This window comes from Kitasatospora sp. NPDC057198 (assembly GCF_042670125.1).
GTDB lineage: Bacteria > Actinomycetota > Actinomycetes > Streptomycetales > Streptomycetaceae > Kitasatospora.
This window is the reverse complement of record NZ_JBHUWH010000422.1, coordinates 1-6,763: the sequence shown is the minus strand read 5'-3', so window position 1 is coordinate 6,763 and position 6,763 is coordinate 1. Positions and strand designations below refer to the sequence as shown.

At 73.8% G+C, this 6,763-nt stretch carries 9 protein-coding genes and 1 pseudogene; 4 read left to right on the top strand and 6 right to left on the bottom strand.

Annotation, left to right across the window (positions count from 1 at the left end):
* Positions 1–91 (bottom strand): annotated as a pseudogene (locus ACFUEL_RS32040) (electron transfer flavoprotein subunit beta); the annotation flags it as partial.
* Between the two features lie 333 nt (positions 92–424).
* A complete protein-coding gene (locus tag ACFUEL_RS32035; RefSeq protein WP_380240461.1) occupies positions 425–748 on the bottom strand; it encodes a TlpA family protein disulfide reductase in 324 nt (107 codons plus the stop codon).
* 477 nt (positions 749–1,225) lie between these two features.
* Here ACFUEL_RS32035 and ACFUEL_RS32030 point away from each other — a divergent pair, with 477 nt between their 5' ends.
* Together ACFUEL_RS32030 and ACFUEL_RS32025 are read left to right on the top strand one after the other, a co-directional pair.
* The gene (locus ACFUEL_RS32030; protein WP_380240459.1) at positions 1,226–1,981 is read left to right on the top strand and encodes a lysophospholipid acyltransferase family protein; all 756 of its coding nucleotides are present in this window, start codon (positions 1,226–1,228) and stop codon (positions 1,979–1,981) included.
* A 109-nt stretch (positions 1,982–2,090) separates the two neighbouring features.
* On the top strand, positions 2,091–3,062 hold the full coding sequence (locus ACFUEL_RS32025) for a protocatechuate dioxygenase (protein ID WP_380240457.1): 972 nt from the start codon (positions 2,091–2,093) through the stop codon (positions 3,060–3,062).
* Positions 3,063–3,159: 97 nt separating this feature from the next.
* On the opposite strand, the gene ACFUEL_RS32020 is transcribed toward ACFUEL_RS32025, so the two are convergent.
* Positions 3,160–3,687 (bottom strand): MarR family winged helix-turn-helix transcriptional regulator, encoded by a 528-nt coding sequence (locus ACFUEL_RS32020; protein ID WP_380240455.1) that lies wholly within the window; start codon positions 3,685–3,687, stop codon positions 3,160–3,162.
* Between the two features lie 73 nt (positions 3,688–3,760).
* On the opposite strand from ACFUEL_RS32020, the gene ACFUEL_RS32015 reads away from it, so the two are divergent.
* Together ACFUEL_RS32015 and ACFUEL_RS32010 are read left to right on the top strand one after the other, a co-directional pair.
* The gene (locus ACFUEL_RS32015) at positions 3,761–4,348 is read left to right on the top strand and encodes a carboxymuconolactone decarboxylase family protein (protein WP_380240453.1); all 588 of its coding nucleotides are present in this window, start codon (positions 3,761–3,763) and stop codon (positions 4,346–4,348) included.
* 30 nt (positions 4,349–4,378) lie between these two features.
* Entirely contained in the window at positions 4,379–4,738 is a 360-nt protein-coding gene (locus ACFUEL_RS32010; RefSeq protein WP_380240451.1) for a hypothetical protein, read from the top strand.
* 16 nt (positions 4,739–4,754) lie between these two features.
* Here the strand turns inward: ACFUEL_RS32010 and ACFUEL_RS32005 are convergent, their stop codons facing one another.
* The 3 genes from ACFUEL_RS32005 to ACFUEL_RS31995 all read right to left on the bottom strand — a co-directional run bounded on the left by ACFUEL_RS32005 (position 4,755) and on the right by ACFUEL_RS31995 (position 6,669).
* Positions 4,755–5,327 (bottom strand): hypothetical protein, encoded by a 573-nt coding sequence (locus ACFUEL_RS32005; protein WP_380240449.1) that lies wholly within the window; start codon positions 5,325–5,327, stop codon positions 4,755–4,757.
* A 15-nt stretch (positions 5,328–5,342) separates the two neighbouring features.
* Positions 5,343–5,732, bottom strand: coding sequence for a VOC family protein (locus ACFUEL_RS32000; RefSeq protein ID WP_380240447.1), 390 nt, complete (start codon positions 5,730–5,732; stop codon positions 5,343–5,345).
* Between the two features lie 337 nt (positions 5,733–6,069).
* Positions 6,070–6,669 (bottom strand): DUF6348 family protein, encoded by a 600-nt coding sequence (locus ACFUEL_RS31995; protein ID WP_380240463.1) that lies wholly within the window; start codon positions 6,667–6,669, stop codon positions 6,070–6,072.
* Positions 6,670–6,763 lie beyond the last annotated feature (94 nt).

Sequence of the window (6,763 nt, the reverse complement as noted above, 5' to 3'; positions counted from 1 at the left end):
CCTCCCGGTCGGTGGTGGCATCGTCCGCGAAGCGACGGTCACCGGTCGCGTCGGGCACGTACTTCACACAGACAACGATCCTCAAGCTCACGGCCTGCTCTCCTGTTACTGGTCCGATCCGGCGGCTGCGGCGGCTGCCCGCGCGTCGCCGGGCGATCCTCGCTCCGACGCGGCGGGGCCCGCGGCCCGAGCGGCGCGCGAAGGTACCCCTCCGGGCTCCCCGGCAGCATACCCGCGAGTAGTCCAACCGTCACTACTCACCAGTAGCTTACGCTGCCCGCGATCCCGGCCCGACACCACGCCGCCGCCTCCGGCCCATCCTGCCCCAGCCCGGACCGGCTGCCACCTGACCGCACACCAGATCGCCTGTGAGATTGAACGCGTGACGCCCCCCGCGAGGCCCCCGCCGGGCCCGGCGACCGGCTCAGACGGCCTCGCCCAGCGCCGCGATCACGTCCGCCTTCCGCGGCTGCCCGGCCGCCCGCCGCACCACCCGGCCGGACGCGTCCAGCACCAGCACCGTCGGCGTCCGCGACACCTCCAGCCGCCGCACCAGCTCCAGGCTCGACTCGGCGTCCACCTCCACGTGCGCGACGCCCCGCACCATCCCCGCCACCTCCGCCAGCGTCCGCCGGGTCGCCCGGCACGGCTGGCAGAACGAGGTCGAGAACTGCACCAGCGTCGCCCGCTCCCCCAACGGCGCCCCCAGCTCCGCCGCCGTCAACCGCACCGCACCGTCCACCCGCATCCGCAGCCTCCCGTCCCGCACCTTGCACACCGCTCCAAACACGCCGGCCGCCACCGGTCACCCGCCCAGTGTGGCAAACCCGCCCCCGGACCCGGGGCCCGCCGAGAACGAGCCCCACCGGGGGCTCGGGGAACGGCGAGCCCGGGTCTGCTGCCGGTTCACTGCCGGAGCGCGCATCTGCTTCGGGTTCCGTTCAAGACACGCAGCAGCACGGACTTTCCGATGAGCTCCGGCCGTCAGCAGCACGGACCCGCCGTTCCCCGGGCCCCTGGTGGTGCATGCCCGTCTGCCGCCAGTTCCCCGGACCCCTGGTGGTGCACGCCCGGCCAGGGCCTGGGGTGACAGACCGTGCCCGTTCGGGGGATCATCTGAAGGAAACACCCGTGGCCGCCGCGGCGTGCCGCGCCTCCCGGCCCGGCCCCCACGTCCCGGGTACCGCCGGACCGGGCGCTTGGCCCGTGGGAAGTAGGGCTGACCGTGGCTGAGTTCGTGTACCCGCCGGTGATCCGCACCGCACTGGCCGCCTTCAAGGCGCTGGACCTGCGGATCTCCATCGTCGGCGCCGAGCACGTCCCCGCCACCGGCGGCGCCGTCCTGGTCAGCAACCACATCAGCTACCTGGACTTCATCTTCGCGGGCTTCGGCGCGTACCGGGTGGGCCGCCGCAAGACCCGCTTCATGGCCAAGGACGACGTGTTCCGGCACAAGGTCTCCGGCCCGCTGATGCGCGGCATGAAGCACATCCCGGTGGACCGCACCGACGGCCAGCCCGCGTACGAGGCGGCGGTGAAGGCGCTGCGCGAGGGCGAGGTGGTCGGGGTGTTCCCGGAGGCCACCATCAGCCGCTCGTTCACGCTGAAGAAGTTCAAGACCGGCGCGGCCCGGATGGCCGCCGACTCGGGCACCCCGCTGCTGCCGGTGATCCTGTGGGGCACCCAGCAGCTGTGGACCAAGGGCCGCCCGAAGACGCTGACCAAGCGCCACGTCCCGGTGACCATCATGATCGGCGAGCCGATCCACCTGGCCCCCACCGACAAGCCCGTCATGGTGACCCGCCGATTGCGCGCCGCGATGTCCGAGATGCTGGACCGCGCCCAGCGCGAGTACCCGGCCAAGCCGTCCGGCCCGGAGGACTCCTGGTGGCTGCCCGCCCACCTGGGCGGCACCGCGCCGACCCTGGAGCAGGCGGAGGCCGAGGACGAGGCGGAGGCCGAGCGCCGCGCCGGCCGCTGACGCCCCCTCGGCGCGGCCACCGTTCTCTCATCCGATCCCAAGACCGTCCTCATCCGCCGTCCCTACGCTGCGCGGAACGGCAAAGGGATCGAAAAGGGACGGGAAACCCATGGCAACCGAACAGCGGCCCGCGCAGGACCACGACCACGACGAGGGCCGGCGGGTGAGCCGGCGGCGCGCCCTGGCCGGCATCAGCAGCATCGGCCTCGGCGCGCTGCTGGCCGCCTGTTCCGGCTCCGGCGGGGGTGCGACCAGCGCGCGGACCACCACGGGCGCGGACGCCCCGATCTCCCCGCAGGCGTCCACCACCGAGGACCTGACCGGCCTGTTCGCGGACGCCAACACCTGCAGCCTGACCGCGCAGACCACCCAGGGCCCGTACTACTTCGACGCCGACAAGATCCGCAGCGACATCCGCGAGGACCGCGAGGGCGTCCGGCTGCGGCTGGCCGTCCGGGTGCAGGACAGCGAGACCTGCGAGGCGCTGCCGAACGCGGTGGTGGAGATCTGGCACTGCGACGCGTCCGGCAAGTACTCGGGCGCCGAGCAGCTGTCCACCGGCGGCGGGGGTACGGGCGGCGGCCCCGGCGGCGGGGGCGGAACTCCCCCGCAGGGCGCCCCGACCGGCGCCCCGCCCTCGGGCGCCCCGACCGGCGCCCCGCCGTCGGGCGGCCCGGACATGGGCAACGGCGGTGGCGGTGGCGGTGCGAACGACGGCATGGCCGACCTGACCCCGCAGGACGACAAGCGCTACCTGCGCGGCGCCCAGGTCACCAACCAGGACGGCATCGTGGAGTTCACCACCGTCTGGCCGGGCTGGTACTCGGGCCGCACCGTGCACGTCCACGCGATGGTGCACATCAACAACGAACGCACCCTCACCACCCAGATGATGATGGACGAGTCGCTGAACACGGCGGTCTTCGCCAAGGCCCCGTACAGCACCCACACCGGCCGCGACACCTTCAACGACGGCGACGGCATCTACCGGCCGACCATGCTGCTGAAGGTCAGCGAGGACGGCGACGGCTACCTCGGCGTGATCACCCTCGCCGCCGACCCCGACAAAAACGGCAAGTAGCCACCGCCGCCCCGCTGTTGCACCCCTCCGTCGCACCTCTCCGTTGCGCCCCTCCCGCCCCGGCCCGCCGTCCGCGCGCCGGGGCGGCCGGCCGTCCTCAGCCGGCGAACCAGCCCGCCGCGTCCAGCCGGAAGCCGGAGGGGCCGACCAACTCGGCGATCCCGTCCTCGAGTTCGCGCAGGCGCCGCTCCCCGAGCGCGGCCGCCCAGCGGGCCCGGATCCGGTCGAACCCGGCGGCCGACCTGGCCAGCACGTCCAGCCCGCGCGGGGTCAGCCGGACGACCTTGCGCCGGGCGTCCTGCGGGTCGTCCGCCCGCTCCGCGTAGCCGAGGGCCTCCAGCCGGTCCACGGTCTTGCCCGCCGCCTGCTTGGACACCCCCAGCCGGCGCCCGAGTTCGCTCGCGGTGGCCCCGCCGACGCCGATCGCCTGCAACGCGAAGCCGTGCGCGGGCCGCGCGTCCGGGTGGCCCTGGCGCGCCAGTTCGGCGTGCAACTCGTCGATGATCGTGCGGAATCCGGCGAACAGCAGCAGCGGCAGCTCGAAGCCGTCGCGATCCGGAACGCCCGGTTCCCCGTTGCGCGGATCGACAACCTGGTTTACGTTTTGGTCAACCACGTTGTCCATTCTAGGGCGCGCAGCCGGATCCCGCCCTCCCGGCCACCCCGGCACGCCTCCGCACCCCCGGAAAGGCCCACCCATGCCCACGCACACCCCGACCACCGACGCCCCGACCGTTCCGTCCACCGGCGCCCACTTCCCCGACCTCACCCCCGACACCGCCCCGCCGGCCGCCCGCCGCCAGCTCGAGCAGGTCACCCGCCACCTCGGCTACCTGCCCGCCGCCGCCGCCCGCCTCGCCCACGCCCCCCAACTCCTCGACGGCTTCCTCAAGTTGACCGCCATGTTCGACGCCACCGAACTGGACCCGGTGGTCCGCGAAACCGTCGTCCTCACCATCGCCACCCGCAACGGCTGCCACGTCTGCGTCGCCATGCACACCGGCATCCTCACCCGGCTCGCCGCCGACCCCGCCCTGATCGCCGCCCTGCGCGCCCAACAGCCGCTCCCCGACGCCAGGTTGGAGGCCGTCCGGGTCTTCGTCCACTCCGTCCTCGACCACACCGGCGCCGTCCCCGAACCCGACCTCGCCGCCTTCCTCGCCCACGGCTTCACCCCGCGCAACGCCCTGGAGATCGTCCTCGGCATCGGCGCCTACACCCTCTCCACCTTCGCCAACCGCCTCACCGACGCCCCGCTCGACCCCCGACTCGCCCCCTACGCCTGACAGTTCACCCCCGGCCGGTACGCTCCCCCGGTGACCGACCGCGGCCCCGCCCTCCCCGCGCTGCGCCACCAACTGGTGGCCGCGGTCCTCGTGCTGGCCGCCCCCGGCCTCCAGGACGACGCCTTCGACCCCGCGTCGCTGCTCAGCACCCTGTTCACCGAAGCGTGCGACGCCGACGACCCCGCCCCCTGGATCGGCCACACCCTGCGCACCGGCGAGGAGGCCGCCCTCACCGCAGACCTCGGCACCGCCCTGCGCGCCCTCCTCGCCGCCCTGCCGCCCGACCCCCGCCCGGCCGACCACCCGAACTCCCCGGCCTGGCCCGCCGTCACCACCGCCGCCGCCCGCCTGGCCCGCGTCCTGGTCGCCAACGACCACCACGCCCGCTGAGGCCCGCGCCTCCCCCTCAGAACACCATCTCCACCCCCATCGCCCCCTCCCCCGCGGCCGCCGCCGCCCGCAGCACCCGCAACGGCGCGTCGAACAACTCCGCCTCCTCCCCGTCCCCGTCCCCGTACCGCGCCAGCCACTCCGCGGCCCGCCCGAGCGCCGCCTCCCGGGCCGCCCCGGTCACCCCCAGCACCGCCTCCACCTCCGGCAACCGCTCCCGCACCTGCCCGGCGTCCCAGACGAACTCCCCGCCCCACCCCGGCAGCCGCTCCACCCCGTCCGGCCCCACTGCGAACGCCAACGCGTGGAACGGGAACGCCTTCCGCAACCCGAGCAGCCAACGCTCACGCTCCGGACGGCCTTCCAGCATCCCCAGCAACTCCCAGCGGACGGCGTCGAGTTCCTCGTCCTCCTCGCCCCCGTACCCCCAGGACTCGAACAACGCCCGCAACTCGTCCCACCCCGCCCCCGGATGCTCCCGCCACCACGCCAACGCCCCGGCCGCACCCGCCGGACGACCCGGCCAGCGCACCGCCGCCGCGGCCCCGTCGGGCACCACCCCCAGCATCCACCACCCGTGGTAACCCACCGCTCTCCTCCCCCCTCAGCGCCCCGGGCCCGCGGCTTCGTCCCCGCCACCCGCCGACAGCACGAAGTGCGGATTCTCGATCAGCCCGACCACCGTCCCCGACGGCTCCACCACCGTCCCGACCCGGATCCCGCCGCCCACCTCCTGGACCTGCTCCCGCACCTCCGCCCCCGCCGCCACGAACCGCGCCAGCGCCGCATCGACGTCCCGCACACCCCAGTACGTCACCGGCCCCACCTCCGGATCGGCCCCCGGATCGAACCCCAACTCGTAGCCGCCCACGTTGTACCCCACGTAGAACGGCTCGTCGAAGTACGGCTCGACCCCCAACACCGAACTCCACCACGCCTTCGCCGCGCCGAGATCCGGCGCGGGATGGATGACCGTCCGAAGACCGAGCAGCACGTCGAGGCCCCTTCCGTACGAACCCGCCGGACCCGACCGGCAGGAAGGCGAGCCTAGAAGATCCCGCCCCCGCCCATCCCCGGAACACACCACTCCGCTCCCCGCCGTCCCGCCGAGGCTGCATGGTGCTCCCACCGGCAACCACCGGGGCCCGCACCACCCCGCCCGCTCCCAGCAGCTCGGCCGGGAGACCGCAGCCAGGGCCGCCATCCGGGCCGGCCGACCGGTCATCGAAGCCGCAGCCTCCAGCGTCCGCCCCGAAGAAGCCGCCCCGACAAGGAGACTGCTCCGAACCATCGACCACCGCTGACCACCACCGGTCCCGGTGGCAGCGCGTTCAGCGCTGCTGCCCGTCGGCCGCCGGCGGAAGCAGCAGCGCGTAGAACCGCACCGCCGTGAACACCGCCGGCTCGGGCAGCCCGAGCGCCGCCATCGCCGCCGTCGCGGCCTGGTGGCACTCACCGTTGACCCAGACCTCGGCCCGCATCGCACCGGGACTGCCCCCGTAGAAGACCTTGACCCCGTTGAAGAAGGGCGACTCCAGGTCCTCGACGAACGAGCCCGCGATCCGGTGCAGGACGTTCGCCTCCAGCAGCGCCCCCTGAAGACGCCAGCTCTCGTCGACGTCCAGCCCGAGACCGACCACCCCCGACACGATCATGTGCCAACCGGGCACCCCGCCCTCGTCCTCGGCGTCCACGTGGTCCGCGAAGTCCCCACGGCGGTCGAGCAGTTCCAGCAGGCAGGCCCCCGCCGTCTGCACCCAGGTGTTCGCCGCGTCCTGCGGATCGGCGGACATCGACACGACGCAGTCCATGAAGCACGGCACATCCGGCTGGACACCCACGTCCGGCAACGCGACGAGATCCAGGACATCCGCAGATGGTACTGACCCCGACCGGCCGCCCGTTACCGCTCCTCGCCGTCCCGGGAACACGAAAAAGCCCCCCGACGTCCCGTCGGGGGGCTTTTCCTTCAATGATTGTTCGGCGGCGTCCTACTCTCCCACAGGGTCCCCCCTGCAGTACCAT